The following is a 14,950-nucleotide window of genomic DNA, read 5'->3' on the forward strand; positions in this document are numbered from 1 at the left end:
TACGCGGCGCGGTGCGGCGGTGAGCGGCGCCCGGGCAGACGAGCCGGTGCGGAAGGCGGAGGGGCCGAGGATGAGCACAGTGGTCTACGAGCAACGCGAGGTCAGGCGCGCGCGGTACGCCGTCGCGGCCGTGTTCGCCGTGCACGGCGCCGTGACCGGTTCGTTCGCGACCCGGGTGCCGTGGATCCAGGACCACGCCGGGGTGAGCGCCGGTCAGCTCGGCCTGGCGCTCGCCTTCCCCGCGCTCGGCGCCTCGCTCGCCATGCCGCTGGCCGGCAGCGTGAGCCACCGCTTCGGCGCCCGGACCGCCCTGCGCGCGCTGCTGGCCCTGTGGACGCTGGCGCTGGTGCTGCCCGCGCTGGCCCCGAACCTGCTCACCCTGTGCCTGGCCCTGTTCGTCTACGGCGCCACGGCGGGCATGTCGGACGTGGCGATGAACGCGCTCGGCGTCGAGATCGAGAACCGGCTCGACAAATCGATCATGTCCGGCCTGCACGGCATGTGGAGCGCGGGCGCACTGGTCGGCTCGGCGGCCGGCACCCTCGCGGCCCACCTGGGGGCGGACGCCCGGCTGCACCACGGGCTGGCGGCGTCGGTGCTGACCGTGGCGGGCCTGGTCGCCTGCACCTGGGTGCTGGACCTCCAGCCCGCCGAGGACGAGGACCCGCCGCCGCGCTTCGCGCTGCCGCCCCGGTCGGCGGTGCTGATCGGCGCCGTCGGCTTCTGCGCGGTGTTCGCGGAGGGCGCCAGCCTGGACTGGTCGGCCGTCTACCTGCGGGACGAGTTGGACAGCTCGGCCGGTCTGGCGGCGGCGTGCACCACGGGCTTCACGCTCACGATGGCCGTGGCCCGCCTGGCCGGCGACAAGGTGGTGGACCGCTTCGGCGCGGTGCGCACGGTGCGGGTGAGCGGGGTGCTGGCCTCCCTCGGCGGTCTGCTCGTCGTCGTCGGCGGCCATCCGGCCGTGGCGATGACCGGCTTCGCCCTGATGGGGCTCGGGATCGCCGTGGTCGTCCCGCTGTGCTTCGCGGCGGCGGGCCGGGCCGGCTCCAACCCGAGCCTGGCCATCGCGGGCGTCGCCACCATCACGTACACCTCCGGCCTGGTCGCCCCGAGCGCGATCGGCGGCCTGGCCGAGGCGACCAGCCTGGTGGTGTCGTTCGGCCTGGTGACGGCGCTGGCCTGCTGCCTGGTGGTGTTCGCGAGGGTGCTGCGCGCCGGGGACCGGGACCGGCCGAAGATCAGTCCGCCGAGCGCAGCAGTGCCCGACCGGCGGTCCTGAAGGTCTCGCTCCACGGCGCCGGGCGCAGGGTCCGCGAGTCCAGCCGGACCAGCGCCCGGGTGCCGCGGGCGTACGTGGTGGCGCCGTCCGCCGAGCAGAAGCGGAAGCCGTAGGTCAGCCCGGTCGTGCCGAGCCGGTCCAGCCAGAGGTGGACGGCGTAGGCGCCGGGACGGGTGACCGGCGCGTCGTAGGTGATGGTCAGCTCCCTGACCGCGTTGCAGGCGTCGCCGGCCGCCGCCCAGTCGCCCTCGAAGCGGAAGCCGTACTCCGTCCACAGCTCGGCCCAGGCGCGCTCGACCATCACCGGGTAGCGGGCGTTGTGCAGCAGGCCGAGCGCGTCGAGGTCGTCGAAGTGGACGGTGACGGGGACGAGGCGGCCGTACGACACGGCGGGGGCGGCGGGGGCTTCGGCGGTCACGGTGGGGCTCCTGGGTGGTGCGGGGTGGTACGCGGTGCGTGCGGGCGTACGGGTGTACGGGCGATCAGCGCCATCCTAAGCGGACGCTCAGCGCACCCGGCGGGGAAGGGTGCAGGTCAGCCGCACGGCCCGGCACCCCCGACAATGGTCCGGACAGACCTCACGTACAGAGAAAGCGAAACCTCACCATGGACCTCGGCGTGCGCTGGAAGCTGCACGGGGACGGGAAGGTCCCCGCCCCCGGAGCGGTGGTCCGCCCCGACGAACGGCTCTCGTGGCCCCGCACGTTCGGGCTCGGCGCCCAGCACGTGGTGGCCATGTTCGGGGCGTCCTTCGTGGCTCCGGTCCTGATGGGCCTGGACCCCAACCTCGCGATCATGATGTCGGGCGTGGCGACCGCCATCTTCCTGCTCGCCACGCGCGGCCGGGTCCCCAGCTACCTCGGCTGCTCCCTGTCCTTCGTCGGCGTCGCCGCGGTGATCCGGGCCCAGGGCGGCACGAGTGCCACGGTGACCGGCGCCGTGCTGGTCGTCGGCGCCGCGCTGTTCCTGGTGGGGCTCGCCGTGCAGCGGTTCGGGGCGCGGATCATCCACGCCGCGATGCCGCCGATCGTCACCGGCGCGGTGGTGATGCTGATCGGTTTCAACCTGGCCCCGGTCACCGCCTCCACCTACTGGCCGCAGGACCAGTGGACGGCCCTGCTGGTGATGCTGTTCACCGGTCTGGCCGTGGTCTGCCTGCGCGGCTTCTGGTCCCGGATCGCGATCTTCCTGGGGCTGGTCTTCGGATACGTGCTCTCCTGGGCCCTGGACCGGATCTTCGGCAGGATCCACTCGGTGGACGGCAGCGGCAAGGTCACCGACCACTGGCGCCTCGACTTCTCCGCCGTGGGGCAGGCCGACTGGATCGGGCTGCCGTCCTTCCACGGGCCGAGCTTCGAGTGGTCGGCGATCCTGGTCGCCCTGCCGGTCGTCATCGCGCTGGTCGCGGAGAACGCCGGGCACGTCAAGGCGGTCGGCGAGATGACCGGCGACCCGCTCGACGACAAGCTGGGCACCGCGATCTCCGCGGACGGCGTCGGCTCGATGCTGTCCACCGCGGTCGGCGGCCCGCCCAACACCACGTACTCCGAGAACATCGGCGTGATGGCGGCGACCCGGGTCTACTCGACGGCCGCCTACTGGGCCGCCGCCTGCTTCGCGCTCCTCTTCGGCGTCTGCCCGAAGTTCGGCGCGGTGGTCGCCGCGATCCCCGGCGGAGTGCTGGGCGGCATCACCGTCATCCTGTACGGCATGATCGGCCTGCTCGGCGCGCAGATCTGGATCAACGCCGGAGTGGACCTGCGCAACCCGCTGAACCTGGTGCCGGCAGCCGCGGGCATCATCATCGGCGTCGGCAACGTCAGCATGGAGTTCACCGACAACTTCTCGCTCAGCGGCATCGCGCTCGGCACGCTCGTCGTCATCACCGGCTACCACGCGCTGCGCGCCTTCGCCCCGGCCCACCTCAAGACCCAGCAGCCGCTGCTGGACGAGGGCACGTCGTCGTACGACGAGGCCGCCGGGGACGGCAGGGACGGCGGCGACGGGACCGGCTCCGGACCTCAGCGCGCCAAGTCGTAGGCGTAGGACGGGGTGAAGGTGCCCGGCTCGCCCTTGCAGCCGTCCGACTCCCCCGGCAGCTTGACCCACAGGTAGGCGTCGATGCGGCCCAGGCCGGTGCTGAGGGTCGGGGTGCGGCCGATCTTGCGGCCGGCCGGGTCGCACCACTGGCCGTCGGGCGGGGCGCCGTTGCCGTTGCGGCTGGTGTCGATGACGGCGCCGAGGCTCGACGGGCCGCCGAGGGCGTCGAGGACCGCGCGGTCGTAGGCGACCTCGTCGGCGGTGGCGTGGAAGTTGGAGACGTTGCTGAAGACGCCGTCGGAGGAGGCGGCCGAGGCGGCACCGGCCTGCCGCAGCCAGCCCGCCTGCTTGGCGGGCGCGTGCCAGCCGGAGTGCCCCGCGTCGTAGTACACGCGCGCCCTCGGGTTCGCCTCCTTGAGGACGCGGCCGGCGCGGGCCAGGGAGGCGAACCGGTCGGCGCGCTCCCCGGCCGGCAGGCACTCGGCCTGGGACACCGAGTCGGGCTCCAGGACGACCACGACCTCGCCGGAGCCGAGCCCGGCGGCGAAGAGGTCGATCCAGTCGTCGTAGGCGTCGAGGTCCGGCGCGCCGCCCTCGGAGTGGCCGCCGCAGTCCCGGTCGGGTATCGCGTAGGGCACCACCACGGGCACCCGGCCCTCGGCGGCACCCCCCGACGTCACGGCCCGGACCCGGGAGGTGATGGTCGAGGGCGTGTGGTCGGCGAACCACACCGCGGCCGGGTGGTCCGCTATCCGCGAACGGATGACGTCCCGGCGCGGGTCGTCGGGATGAGCCCGGACCCAGGACAGGACCTGTGACTCGGGATGCCGGTAGAGCCGGGTGGCCGCCGGGGTCGTCCGGGGCCTCGTCTCCGGTGCCGTCTTCCGTGAGGGGCCGGGGCTCGCCTTCTTGGCCGAGGCGGAGGCGGACGGCAAGGCGGAGGCCGACGGCTTCGCCGACGGGGACGGGGACGGTACGACGGGCAGGGAGTGCAGCCTCGGCGAACGCGTCACCCGCGGCCGGGCCTCGTCGGTGCCGCCGCCGTCGTCGCCGAGCGCGGTCAGCATGCCGGTCGCGGTGCCGACCGCGACGACGACGGACGCCGCGGCGACCATCGCGCTGCGGCGGGCTGCACGCCTGCGCTCGGCCCTGCGAGCGGCCAGGCGCCGGGCACGAAGGCCTGACACGTACGGTTCCCCCTCCCCCGCACGGCGGGCGCGTTCCCCCGTTCTGGGGAAGTGTCGGGCCCGCCGGCACTCCCGTCAGCCTAAAGCTGCGACCCTGCCGCCATGGCGCACTGCGAACAAGTCCCGGCGGCCGTCCGGACGGTGGACACGGTCCTCGCCCGGATGCGCGTGCTGGACGCGACGCTGCCCGCCCGGGACGGGGTGGCCGTCTTCAACCGCGTCTACCTGACCGTCACGGAGGCGGTCGACCGGCACATCGACGGCGGCCGCTTCCCGGACGCCGGATCGGCGATCGCGCTGGACGTGCGGTTCGCGCAGCGCTATCTGTCGGCCGTCGACGCGCTGGAGGACGGCCGCCGCCCGCCCGCCTGCTGGCGGCCCCTGTTCCAGTTCCGCCGCCACCCCGGCGTACGTCCGCTGCAGTTCGCGCTGGCGGGCATCAACGCGCACATCGGGCACGATCTCGCGCTGGCCGTGGTGGACACCTGTCGTACGCTCGGCTGCGAACCCGTCGACCTGGAGGACGAGTTCGACCGGGTGGGCGATCTCCTCGTGACGCTGGAGGAGCGGGTGCGCGAGGAGCTGATGCCGGGTCCCGACCTCCTCCAGATCGCCGACCCGCTCACCCACCTGCTCGGCTCCTGGAGCCTGGACCGCGCCCGCGACGCCACCTGGGCGGCGGCCCGCGCGCTCTGGGCGCTGCGCCGACTGCCGGACGTCGCGGGCGAGTTCGCCGACCGGCTGGACGCGGCGGTGGGCTTCGCGGGCCGCATGCTGCTCACCCCGCTGCCGGACTGATCCGGCCGTTTCGCGGCGCACACCGCGAGACATCCGTGCCGTCGCGGTACGTTGCCCCCTTGGGCAACATCGCGTCCCGACGGCGAAGGAGCACCCCGACATGGCGACCCGGCTCGGACTCGGACTCCCCCAGATGCGCCAGTACGACCTCGGCAAGGACGTCCCCGACGTGGCCCGCGCGGCGGAGGGGATGGGCTACGAGAGCCTGTGGGTCTTCGAGCGCGCCCTGTTCCCCGAACCGGCCGTCCAGGGGCTGTACGGCATCGAGGGCCTGCCCTGGCCGGACGAGTACCGCAACGTGGCGGACCCACTGGTCACCCTGACCCTGGCCGCCGCGGCCACCGAGCGGGCGGAGCTGGGCAGCAGCGTGCTGGTCGCCCCGCTGCACGTGCCGTTCCAGCTGGCCAAGGCGCTGGCCTCGCTGGACGCGGCGAGCGGCGGCCGGGTGGTCGCCGGTTTCGGCACCGGCTGGTCGCACGACGAGTACGCGGCGGCGTCGGTGCGTCCGTTCGCCGAGCGCGGGCAGGCCCTGGACGAGCTGATCGAGGTGTGCCGCGCGGTCTGGGGCCCGGACCCGGTGGTGTACGACGGGCACCTCACGAAGATCGCCTCCGCCGTGGTGGGCCCCAAGCCCGCCCGTCCCATCCCGGTGCTGCTGGCGGCGGGCAGCGGCAAGGCCCGGCGCCGGCTGGTGGACCACGCCGACGGCTGGCTGCCGAACGGCCTCGGCGCCGAGGTCGTGGCCGGGCAGTGGCGGCAGCTGCGGGAGCTGGCCGAGGAACGCGGGCGCACCGAGCCGATCCGCACGGTGCTGCGGGTCAACGCCCGGTACCGCCCGTCGGCCCGGGAGGACGCCGACCGCCGCCCCTTCCACGGCAGCGTCGACCAGATCGTCGAGGACCTCGTCGCCCACGCCGAGATCGGCCTCGACGAGATCCTGATCGACCTCCAGGGATCGGCGCGGGACGCCGAGGAGCTGAAGGACCTGGCCGCCCAGGTGTACGAGAAGGCCCGGGCGGCCGGGGTCTAGGGCCGGACGGTCAGGCCCTTCGGTCAGGCCGCTCGGTCAGTCCGTTCGATCAGGCCGTCCGGTCAGGCCATTGGGTCAGTCCCGTTCGGTCAGTCCTCGGGCAGTTCGACCGGCGCGATCTCGTCGTACACGTCGCCCGGCCCGGGGTTGGTCGCGTCGGTCTGCCCGCCGAAGTGGTGCATGACGCCCCAGACCGCGTTGAGCGCGGTCTGGACGGCTCCCTCGGCCCAGCCGGCCGTCCAGGAGATGTCGTCGCCGGCGAGGAAGATGCCCCGCTTGTCCTCGGGCAGCTCCTCCTGCATGAAGTGGGTGAACAGGCGCCGCTGGTAGCGGTAGTGGCCGGGGAGGTTGGCCTTGAAGGCGCCCATGAAGTAGGGCTCGTTCTCCCAGGACACGGTCACCGGGTTGCCGATGATGTGCTTCCTGATGTCGACCTTCGGGTAGATCTCGCCCAGCGACTTCAGCATGACCTCCATCCGCTCGTTCGCGGACAGCGGCAGCCACTTCAGGCTGTCGTCGCACCAGGTGTAGGAGAGGCAGATGACGGCGGGCTTGTCGGGGCCGTCGTCGAGCAGGTAGGTGCCGCGGGTCATGCGGTCGGTGAGCGTCATCGACATGACGTCCCGGCCGGTCTCCTCGTCCTTGTCCAGCCAGAAGGGCCGGTCGACCGGCACGAAGAGCTTGGAGCTCTCCATGTAGTGGGTCCGCTCGATGGCCGTCCAGTGGTCGATCGGGAACAGCGAGTCGTCGCAGGCGATCTTGGACAGCAGCATCCAGGACTGCGCGGTGAAGATCGCGGCCCGGTAGGTGCGGATGTCGCCGTTCGCGTCCGTCACGGTGATGTGGTTGCCCGCGGTGCGGTTGAGGCGGGTCACGGCCGGGCGGGGCTCGCCGCCCTCGTGCAGGCTCGCGAGCGAGGTGCCGTACGGCCAGTGGACGATCTTCTCCGGCTCGCGCTCCCACAGGCGCAGCGGCAGCTGCTGGGAGCCGCCGACGATGCCGCGGTGGTGGTCGTCGGCCTCGGTGTAGACGACGCGGAGGATCTCCAGGATGGAGTTGGGGAAGTCGGTGTCCCAGCCGCCGGTGCCGAAGCCGACCTGCCCGAAGATCTCGCGGTGCCGGAAGGACTTGAAGGCCTCGGAGTCGCAGAGGAAGCCGTAGAAGGTCTGGTTGTCGAGCTTCTCGACCAGCTTCGCCCAGATCTCCCGGATGCGCGGCACGTCCCGCTCGCGCAGGGCGCGGTTCATGTCGGAGAAGTCGGCGCCCTCCTCCAGGCACCTGGCCCAGGCGTCGGCGACGTCCCGGTAGACCTGCGGCAGGTCGTCGAGGGTCTCGGCGTAGTGCGTCTCGCCCTTGAGGTCGACGACGGTGGAGGGCGTGGCCTCGGCGAGGGGGTTGGGGAAGGGGCGGGTCTCCAGACCGACCAGGTCGATGTAGTGCTGGAGGGCGGTCGAGGAGGGCGGGAAGCGCATCGCGCCCATCTCGGCGGTCAGCGACTCGTCGCAGCCGTCGAAGCCGACGGTGCGCAGCCGGCCGCCGATCTTGTCGGCCTCGTAGACGACGGGCTTGAGCCCCATCTTCATCAGCTCGTAGGCGGCGACGATGCCGGACAGGCCGCCGCCGATGACCGCGACCTCGGTGCCGTGCTCGGTGGCGGGTATCTGGCCGAGGCCGGCGGGGTGGGCGAGGAAGTCGTCGTACGCGTACGGGAAGTCCGGCCCGAACATGGTGATCGGCGGCTGCTGCTCGTCTGCGTGCTCGATCGCGTTGGGCACGGTGGACGTCATGGGGTACGGACTCCTTGCAGGTGGTACGGGGCGGGGCGCGGGGCCGGGACTCAGACGAGGGACCCGTAGAGGCCGGGGAGGCGGTCCCTCAGGTACGGGTTGGCCTCGCGGGAGGCGGCGAGGAAGGCCGGGTCGGCGTCGGCGAGGACCAGTTCCTCACCGCGTCCGGCGCGGGCACGGGACGTCCCGTCGGGGCCGGCGAGCACGGAGAGCCCGACGAACTCGAACTCGCCCTCCGGTCCGACCCGGTTGACGTACGCGACGTACATCTGGTTCTCGAAGGCCCGCACCGGCACGACGGACTCGGCGACGAACTGGAACGGGTGCATCTGCGCGGTCGGGACCAGCAGCAGGTCGGTGCCGGCCAGGGCGTGGGCGCGGACGTTCTCCGGGAACTCCACGTCGTAGCAGATCATCAGGCCGACGGTGAGACCGTTCAGCTCGGCCTGGACGACGGGCTGCTCGCCGGGGGTGAAGTGGTCGCGCTCGAAGCAGCCGAAGAGATGGGTCTTGCGGTAGTTCGCCAGGCGGGTGCCGTCGGCGGCGATCAGCTGGACGGCGTTGAAGACGCGCTCACCGTCCCGCTCGGGGTAGCCGTACCCGACGGCCAGGCCGTGGCGCCCGGCGATCTCGGCGACGGCGTCGGCCGAGTCCCCGTCGGCGGCCTCGGCGAGGACGGCGATGTCGTCGCCGATCGCGTACCCGGTCAGGAACAGCTCCGAGGTGACCAGCAGCCCGGCTCCCCGGGCGGCGGCACGGCCCGCGGCCTCGTCGAGGACCTTGAGGTTCTCGGCGGGCGAGCCGGGCCGGCCGGAGCTCTGGAGCAGGGCTGTGCGCATGCGTGTTCCTCACCGGAGGCAGGGGGTCGGGGGGCCAGAAGAACGGTACGGGCGGCGGACTCGGCCGGACAAGAAGGAGCCGTTGCGCGCCGGTGAGCGGATCGTTGCGTGCGTGGGGCGACCCGCGGTGATTCGTTGCGCGCCTCGCGTCGTCCTCGGGTACCGGACCGGATCCGTCCTCCCCCGCCGCGCGGCGGAGGCCCCTCCCGCCCTCGGCCCGATGTGGCGCGGGCGCGTCGCCGGGACAGTGGTGACCGTTCGGTTCACCGGCTTCGATCCTGGGGAGAGACCGCCATGAAACGCCGTACGACGACCGCCGCGCTCTGCGCCGCACTGCTGCTGACCGCCGTCACCACGGGCGCGGCCGTCGCCACCGGCCCCCACGAGGGACAACCCCCGCGGGAGGCCGCCGCGCTGACCGGCACGGCCGGGCTGTACCGGTCGGCCGGGGACGACATCACCTTCGCCTTCGACGCCCACCTGGCCGCCGAGCACCGCGACGATCCCCTTGAGGCCACCGGGACCTTCGAGTTCAGCCACTACCTGAACGGGGAGGGCGCCCGGGCGAAGGCCGAGGTCGACTGCCTGATCACCGGCGGCGACGTGGCCGTCGTCACCGGTGTCGTCACCGACTCCGACCTGCCCGGCGCCGAGGGCAGGCGGGTCGGCGTCACGGTGCACGACCTCGGGCGCCACGACCGCCTCGGCTACAGCTGGGCGGCTACGGGCAGCCCCGCTCAGGGCGGGGAGCTGCCCCGGTGCGTGTCCTCGGCGCCGTTCGAGAAGGTCGCGCGGGGGACCGGCGACTTCAGGGTCGTGCCCTGGCAGCCGCGGCTGTAGTCCGGGCGGCACCGGCCAGCAGCAGCGCGGTGAGCAGGTACGGCACCGTCGCCCAGGCGAACGCGGTGCCGTGCCCCGTCACCGAGGCGGTGGCCGCGTAGGCGCCGTAGGTGGCGAGGGTGCCCAGCTCGGTGCCCAGGCCCGCGACCGAGGTCAGCGTGGCCCGTCCGGTGTCGTCGATGCGCCGCTGGAGGCGGGCGTCGGCCAGCACGGTCGCCAGCTGGAAGCCGCCGAAGGCCAGGGCGACGAGGAGGAGCGCGGCCGGGGTGCCCGCCGCGGCGCCCACCGCGAGGGCGAGCGCGGAACCGGCGATCAGGACGGCGAACCCGGTCGTGGTGAGGCGTTCGGCCGGGCCGGCCAGCAGGCTGCCGGCCGTGGCGCCGGCCCAGATCACCAGCAGCAGCCAGGGGACGGTCTCCTGGGCCACGCCGGTGTCCTCGGCCAGCAGCGGGGTGTACTCGTCGAGCGCGCCCCACACCGCGGTCACGGCCGGGACCAGCAGGAGCGCGCCGCGCACGGAGCGGTCGCCGCGGGCCTCGGCGAGCCCGGCCCGCAGGGTCGCGGTCCAGCGCTCGCCCCCGGCGGACGGTGTGCGGTGCTCGGGGAACCGGGTGGCGACGGCCGCCCCGGCCAGGCAGACCAGCACGCTCGCCGCGCCCACCGCGTCGTAGCCGCCCCAGGCGAAGACGGGGCCGGCCAGTCCCATCGCGGCCATCGTGGCGGCGATGCCGATCGCCCGCGCCCGGCCCATGACCCGGGCGTACCGGTCGGCGGCGCCGGCCCGGTCCAGCTCGTCGTAGACCAGTGCCTCCAGCGCCCCCGAGCCGAGCGCCCCGCCCGCGCCCCACAGCACGAAGCCGAGCGCGAAGGCGCCGTAGGACGGCACGAGGACCCACAGGGCGAAGCCGGCGGCGGTGAGCAGCGGGCCGAGCACCAGCAGCAGCCGCCGGGAGACGGCGTCGGCCCAGGCGCCGGAGGGCACCTCCAGCAGCACGCCGGTCAGCGACCACAGGGCGAACAGGGACGACATCTGCCAGACGGACAGACCGGTGTCGCTGAACAGCAGCGCGTACACCGGGTAGAGCAGGACGAACTCGTCGCAGAACGCGGAAGCGTACAGCGTGCGCGTCAGCCGCCGGACACCGGCGGTCTTGGGGGCACGCTCGGGTGTGAGAGTCATGAGGCCTTCCCGAGGGGGCGGATCGGACACCGGAGGTACGGCGTCCGAGGCGGCCCTCGGGGGCGGGCACGGCTGGTGGATCAATGTCGCCAGGTCATGACACCGATGGTAGTCGGCCGACCCGGCGGGAGTCCCGGAATCAGGCGGGCGAACCCGACGAGTAGCGCCGCAGCAGCGGCGACAGGACCAGTACCGACTTGGTCCGCTCGACGAACGGCTCCCCGGCGATCCGCTCCAGGACCCGTTCGAAGTGCCGCATGTCGGAGGCGAAGACCTGGGCGACCGCGTCCGCGTCCCCGGTGACGGTGGACGCGGCCACGACCTCCTGGTAGCGCTCCAGGCCCCGCTGGATCGTCTCCGGCGAGGTGTTGCGGCGGCAGAAGATCTCGACGAACCCCTCGGTCTCCCAGCCGAGCGCGGCGGGGTCCACCCGTACGGTGAAGCCGGTGATGGCTCCGGTGGCGCGCAGCCGGTCCACGCGCCGTTTCACGGCGGGCGCGGACAGGCCGACCGACTGCCCGATGTCCGCGTAGGAGCGGCGGGCGTCCTCGGCGAGGGCGTGCACGATGCGTTCGTCGAGATCGTTCAGCACTGCGGGTGGTTCACTTCGCTTCTGGTGTCACGGTGTCCGGTGCGGCCAGCCGGGAGCGGCGGTGGCCGTACAGGAAGTAGAACACGAGCCCGACCGCCATCCAGACACCGAACACGACCCAGGTCACGGTGGACAGGCTGCCCATCATCCAGACGCAGAAGGCGAAGCCCAGCGCCGGCAGCACCGGCGACAGCGGCACCCGGAAGGTGCGGCGCATGTCGGGGCGGGTCCGGCGCAGCACCACGACGGCCACGTTGACCAGGGCGAAGGCGAAGAGGGTGCCGATGCTGGTGGCGTCGGCCAGCTGCCCGAGCGGAATGGCTGCGGCCAGGACGCCGCAGAACAGGGAGACGATCAGCGTGTTGGCGCGGGGCGCGCCGGTCTTCGGGTGGACCCGGGAGAAGACCTTGGGCACCAGCCCGTCGCGGGACATGGCGAACAGCACGCGGGTCTGGCCGTAGAGGACGGTCAGGACGACGCTGGCGATGGCGACGACCGCGCAGAAGGCCAGCAGGGTCCCCCAGAAGTCCTGGCCGGTGACGTCGGTCATGATCTGGGCGAGGGAGGCCTCGGAGTCGGTGAAGGTGCGCCAGGGGCGGGCACCGACGGCGACGGCCGCGACCAGGACGTACAGCACCGTGACGATGACCAGGGACAGCATGATCGCGCGGGGCAGGTCGCGCTGCGCGTTCTTGGCCTCCTCGCCGGCGGTGGAGGCGGCGTCGAAGCCGATGTACGAGAAGAAGAGCGTCGCGCCGGCCGCGCTGACGCCGGCCATGCCGAGCGGCATGAAGTTCTCGTAGTTGCCGGAGCGGAAGCCCTGCACGCCGATCGCGCAGAACAGCACCAGCGCGGCGATCTTGACGACCACCATGATCGTGTTGGCGCGGGCGGACTCGCGGGCGCCGCCCAGCAGGAAGGTCATGGCGAGCAGCACGACGATCAGCGCGGGCAGGTTGAAGACGCCGCCGTCGCCGGGCGGGGCGGACAGGGCGGCCGGGATGGTGACGCCGATCGTGCCGTCGAGGAGTTCGTTGAGGTACTCGCCCCAGCCGACGGCGACGGCGGCGACGGAGACGCCGTACTCCAGGACCAGGCACCAGCCGCAGATCCAGGCGACCAGCTCGCCCATCGTGGCGTAGGCGTACGAGTAGGAGGAGCCGGAGACCGGGATGGTGCCGGCCAGTTCGGCGTAGGACAGGGCCGAGAAGAGCGCGGTGAGTCCGGCGATGACGAAGGAGAGCGTGACGGCCGGGCCGGCCTTGGGGACGGCCTCGCCGAGGACGACGAAGATGCCGGTGCCGAGGGTGGCGCCGATGCTGATCATCGTGAGCTGCCACAGGCCGAGGGAGCGGCGCAGGGTGCCGCCCTCGCCCCGGCCGCCCTCGGCGACCAGCGTTTCCACGGGCTTGCGGCGCATGAGGCGCGCGGCCAGGCCCGGGGACGCGGGGCCGGCCGGTGTGTCGTGGTGCGGGGGTGCGCCTTGGTCGAGCACGCGTTGACTCCTTTGTCGCTGCCGTTCGGGCCCGTCGGTGTGAGCGGACGGGCTCGCGGCGGGCTCTGGAGCGGCGGGGACGCGGCGGGCACCCGTGAAGAAGCACGGAGACCCACCGAGCGGGGTCCCCGCCACGCCACGTACAGCGCAGAACACTACGAGGGGGGCGCCGCGCCGGTAATGCAGCAACCTTGCGCATCGGAGCACGATCGTTGCGTTGCCCGGCGCGGGGCGTGCGTTCGTTGCGCGGAGGGTGCACGGCGTTGCGCACGGGCCCGGCCGTCGACGGATCGGGCCTGGTCACAGCCGGTCCGCCGGGCCGGTCCGCCGGGCCGGTCGGGCCGGTCCGCCCGGCCGGTCCAGTCACCGGAAAGGGAGCGGCCCCCGTTCCTTCCCGGCGGCGGGAGGAGCGGGGGCCGTGCGGCGCGGTGTGCCGGTCAGCTCCAGCTGGCGTGCAGCGGCTTGCCCTCGGCGTAGCCGGCGGCGCTCTGGATGCCGACGATGGCCTTCTCGGCGAACTCCTCCAGGGAGGCGGCACCGGCGTAGGTGCAGGAGGAGCGGACGCCCGCGATGATCGAGTCGATCAGGTCCTCGACGCCGGGGCGGGCCGGGTCCAGGAACATCCGCGAGGTGGAGATGCCCTCCTCGAACAGGGCCTTGCGGGCCCGGTCGTAGGCCGACTCCTCGGAGGTGCGGTTGCGCACGGCGCGGGCGGAGGCCATGCCGAAGGACTCCTTGTAGGCACGGCCGTTGGCGTCGTGCTGGAGGTCGCCCGGGGACTCGTAGGTCCCGGCGAACCAGGAGCCGACCATCACGTTGGAGGCGCCGGCCGCGAGGGCCATGGCCACGTCGCGCGGGTGGCGGATGCCGCCGTCGGCCCACACGTGCTTGCCGTACTTCTTCGCCTCGGCGGCGCACTCCAGGACGGCGGAGAACTGCGGCCGGCCCACGCCGGTCATCATCCGGGTCGTGCACATCGCGCCCGGTCCGACACCGACCTTGATGATGTCGGCGCCGGCCTCGATCAGGTCGCGCACGCCCTCGGCGGAGACGATGTTGCCCGCGACGATCGGGACCCGCGGGTCGAGGTCGCGCACCAGCTTGACCGCGTTGATCATCGACTCCTGGTGACCGTGTGCGGTGTCGATGACGAGGGTGTCCACACCCGCGTCCAGCAGCTGCTTCGCCTTGCCCGCGACGTCGCCGTTGATGCCGACGGCGGCGGCGATGCGCAGCTTGCCCTCGGCGTCGACGGCCGGGGTGTAGAGGGTGGCGCGCAGGGCGCCCTTGCGGGTGAGGATGCCGGCGAGGCGGCCGTCCGCGTCCACGGCGGGCGCGTAGCGGCGGTTGGCGGCGTCGAGGGTGTTGAAGGCCTCGCGCGGGTCCATGTCCGCGTCGATGAGGAGCAGGTCCTTGGACATGACCTCTTCGAGCTGGGTGAAGCGGTCCACACCGGTCAGGTCGGTGTCGGTGACCACGCCGACCGGCTTGTGGTCGTCGTCGACGACGACACCGGCGTTGTGGGCCCGCTTGGGCAGCAGGGACAGCGCGTCGGCGACGGTCTGGTGCGGGGCCAGCACGATGGGGGTGTCCAGGACGAGGTGGCGGCTCTTCACCCAGGAGACGACGTCGGTGACGACCTCGATCGGGATGTCCTGCGGGATGACGACGAGCCCGCCGCGCCGGGCCACCGTCTCGGCCATGCGGCGCCCGGCGATGGCGGTCATGTTGGCGACGACCAGCGGGATGGTGGTGCCCGTGCCGTCCGGGGAACCGAGGTCCACGCCCTGCCGGGAGCCGACGGCGCTGCGGCTCGGCACCATGAAGACGTCGTCGTACGTCAGGTCGTACGAGGGCTGGATGTCATTGAGGAAACGCAC

At 73.1% G+C, this 14,950-nt stretch carries 13 protein-coding genes; 5 read left to right on the forward strand and 8 right to left on the reverse strand.

Translation table 11 applies throughout. The annotated features are described in order from the left end of the window. The first annotated feature begins 70 nt into the window (after positions 1–70). Positions 71–1,282, forward strand: a complete 1,212-nt coding sequence (locus ACFZP7_RS06785; protein WP_062138346.1) for an MFS transporter — start codon at positions 71–73, stop codon at positions 1,280–1,282. Here the strand turns inward: ACFZP7_RS06785 and ACFZP7_RS06790 are convergent. Beyond that, positions 1,242–1,700 (reverse strand): acyl-CoA thioesterase, encoded by a 459-nt coding sequence (locus tag ACFZP7_RS06790; RefSeq protein WP_385634080.1) that lies wholly within the window; start codon positions 1,698–1,700, stop codon positions 1,242–1,244. The genes ACFZP7_RS06785 and ACFZP7_RS06790 overlap by 41 nt on opposite strands. Before the next feature lie 188 nt (positions 1,701–1,888). Here ACFZP7_RS06790 and ACFZP7_RS06795 point away from each other — a divergent pair, with 188 nt between their 5' ends. Continuing rightward, complete coding sequence (locus ACFZP7_RS06795) at positions 1,889–3,322, forward strand: uracil-xanthine permease family protein (protein ID WP_030973139.1); 1,434 nt, start codon at positions 1,889–1,891, stop codon at positions 3,320–3,322. On the opposite strand, the gene ACFZP7_RS06800 is transcribed toward ACFZP7_RS06795, so the two are convergent. Beyond that, positions 3,304–4,437, reverse strand: a complete 1,134-nt coding sequence (locus ACFZP7_RS06800; protein ID WP_385638366.1) for a glycoside hydrolase family 6 protein — start codon at positions 4,435–4,437, stop codon at positions 3,304–3,306. The two genes, ACFZP7_RS06795 and ACFZP7_RS06800, sit on opposite strands and share 19 nt — an antisense overlap. Before the next feature lie 174 nt (positions 4,438–4,611). Between ACFZP7_RS06800 and ACFZP7_RS06805 the strand changes: the two genes are divergently transcribed. Next, entirely contained in the window at positions 4,612–5,307 is a 696-nt protein-coding gene (locus tag ACFZP7_RS06805) for a DUF5995 family protein (RefSeq protein WP_220671058.1), read from the forward strand. A gap of 100 nt (positions 5,308–5,407) precedes the next feature. Further along, entirely contained in the window at positions 5,408–6,337 is a 930-nt protein-coding gene (locus tag ACFZP7_RS06810) for an LLM class F420-dependent oxidoreductase (RefSeq protein ID WP_210902713.1), read from the forward strand. An 89-nt stretch (positions 6,338–6,426) separates the two neighbouring features. On the opposite strand, the gene ACFZP7_RS06815 is transcribed toward ACFZP7_RS06810, so the two are convergent. Further along, complete coding sequence (locus ACFZP7_RS06815) at positions 6,427–8,124, reverse strand: NAD(P)/FAD-dependent oxidoreductase (protein ID WP_031016486.1); 1,698 nt, start codon at positions 8,122–8,124, stop codon at positions 6,427–6,429. 50 nt (positions 8,125–8,174) lie between these two features. Further along, positions 8,175–8,963: a carbon-nitrogen hydrolase family protein gene (locus tag ACFZP7_RS06820; RefSeq protein WP_030973144.1), complete on the reverse strand. Its 789-nt coding sequence runs from the start codon at positions 8,961–8,963 to the stop codon at positions 8,175–8,177. 294 nt (positions 8,964–9,257) lie between these two features. On the opposite strand from ACFZP7_RS06820, the gene ACFZP7_RS06825 reads away from it, so the two are divergent. Beyond that, positions 9,258–9,803: a hypothetical protein gene (locus ACFZP7_RS06825; RefSeq protein ID WP_019325050.1), complete on the forward strand. Its 546-nt coding sequence runs from the start codon at positions 9,258–9,260 to the stop codon at positions 9,801–9,803. On the opposite strand, the gene ACFZP7_RS06830 is transcribed toward ACFZP7_RS06825, so the two are convergent. The 4 genes from ACFZP7_RS06830 to ACFZP7_RS06845 form a co-directional block, all read right to left on the reverse strand. Then, a complete protein-coding gene (locus tag ACFZP7_RS06830) occupies positions 9,772–10,983 on the reverse strand; it encodes an MFS transporter (protein WP_210954125.1) in 1,212 nt (403 codons plus the stop codon). The genes ACFZP7_RS06825 and ACFZP7_RS06830 overlap by 32 nt on opposite strands. 139 nt (positions 10,984–11,122) lie before the next feature. Further along, positions 11,123–11,575, reverse strand: a complete 453-nt coding sequence (locus ACFZP7_RS06835) for an Lrp/AsnC family transcriptional regulator (protein ID WP_019325052.1) — start codon at positions 11,573–11,575, stop codon at positions 11,123–11,125. A gap of 10 nt (positions 11,576–11,585) precedes the next feature. Beyond that, entirely contained in the window at positions 11,586–13,070 is a 1,485-nt protein-coding gene (locus ACFZP7_RS06840; RefSeq protein WP_137960757.1) for an amino acid permease, read from the reverse strand. Between the two features lie 437 nt (positions 13,071–13,507). After that, positions 13,508–14,950, reverse strand: a complete 1,443-nt coding sequence (locus ACFZP7_RS06845; protein WP_029393154.1) for a GuaB1 family IMP dehydrogenase-related protein — start codon at positions 14,948–14,950, stop codon at positions 13,508–13,510.

The organism is Streptomyces sp. SudanB5_2050 (assembly GCF_964272335.1).
Lineage (GTDB): Bacteria > Actinomycetota > Actinomycetes > Streptomycetales > Streptomycetaceae > Streptomyces > Streptomyces rochei.